At 73.5% G+C, this 1534-nt stretch carries 2 protein-coding genes; one reads left to right on the forward strand and one right to left on the reverse strand.

All coding sequences use genetic code 11. The features are described 5' to 3' along the window. Positions 1-892 (reverse strand): FAD-dependent oxidoreductase (locus AC1DXV_RS34480; protein WP_477938029.1); only part of this gene is annotated, 892 nt, incomplete at its 3' end. 64 nt (positions 893-956) lie between these two features. Here AC1DXV_RS34480 and AC1DXV_RS34485 point away from each other — a divergent pair. Continuing rightward, positions 957-1534 (forward strand): histidine kinase (locus tag AC1DXV_RS34485; RefSeq protein WP_477938030.1); only part of this gene is annotated, 578 nt, incomplete at its 3' end.

The raw sequence follows: 1534 nt of genomic DNA on the forward strand, positions 1-1534 counted from the left end.
GTGCCACGACATGCACCGCCAGCCCCCGTGCGCGCAGCGAGGCAGCGACCTCCAGCCCGATGAAGCTCGCGCCGATCACCAGCGCCGAGCGCGCGGAACCCGCCTGCGCGGCGATCGCCCGGCTGTCGGCGAAGCTGCGCAGGCTGCGCACCTGGCCGGGCGCCGCGCCGGGCACGTCGAGCTGCACCGGCTCGGCACCGGTGGCCAGCAGCAGCGCGCCGAACGGCCGCGTTGTGCCACCGGCGAGCCGCAGCCGGCGCGCGGCGACATCGATCGCGTCGACGCGCGTGTCCAGCAGCAGCTCGATGCGGCGTTCGGCGTACCAGTCGCCGGGCCGCAGCGGCATCCAGTCGGCCTCGGCCGTGCCGGCCAGGAAGTCCTTCGACAGGTTCGGCCGGTCGCAGGGGGGATCGGTGTCGGCACTGAGGATCGCCAGGCGCCCCTCGTAGCCTTCGCGGCGCAGCGTGTCGGCTGCGGCCAGCCCGGCCGCTCCGCCGCCGACGATGACCACGTCGTCGAGCGTGCCCTGTGTCACCTCGCGGCGCGAACGTGGCGCGGCGACGATGCGCTCGCGGGCGAACAGCTGGCCGTCGCGCTGCTCGACGCGCCAGCAGGGCAGGTCGTCGAGCGCCGGCGCGCACAGGGCCGCGCCGCTGCGGATGTCGAACTGCGCGTGGTGCATCGGGCAGTGCAGCACATGGCCGTCGAGCAGGCCGTCGGCCAGCGCCGCGTGGTAGTGGGTGCATTGCCCGCCGATCGCGTAGACCGCATCGCCCCGGCGCAGCAGCAGCGCGTCTTCGCCATCGATCTGCCCGGCGAGCATCGCGCCGTCGGCGATGCGCTCGAGCGGGACGCCCGCCTTCAGGTCGGGCCGCAGGGTGGTGTCGGTCATGACGCGCTCCGGTGGGTTGCGGCAAACATCGTGGCACAAATGGCTGTGACAATGCCGCCTCACCATGAGCGACACCTCGCGTCCCGATCCCGACGCCCTGCTTGCGCAGCTGCGCGACGAGGCCCAGCGCGCCACGCGCGGCCGGCTGCGCATCTACTTCGGCTCGTCGGCCGGCGTCGGCAAGACCTGCGCGATGCTGGCGGCCGCGCGCAAGATGCGCTCCGACGGCGTCGACGTGCTGGCCGGCATCGTCGAGACACACGGCCGCAGCGAGACCRCGGCGCTGCTCGACGGCCTGCCGGTGCTGCCCGCGAAGACGGTCGAGCACCGCGGCCGGCAGCTCGCGGAGTTCGACCTCGACGGCGCGCTGGCGCGCCGGCCGGCGCTGGTGCTGGTCGACGAGCTGGCGCATTCGAACGTGGCCGGCTCGCGCCATCCGAAGCGCTGGCAGGACGTCGAGGAGCTGCTGGCCGCCGGCATCGACGTCTACAGCACGCTGAACGTGCAGCACCTGGAGAGCCTGAACGACGTGGTCGGCGGCATCACCGGCATCGTGGTGCAGGAAACGCTGCCCGACACCTTCTTCGACCGGGCCGACGAGATCGTGATGGTCGACACGCCGGCCGACGAGCTGATCGCGCG

The organism is Rhizobacter sp. P3_C12, assembly GCF_056402735.1.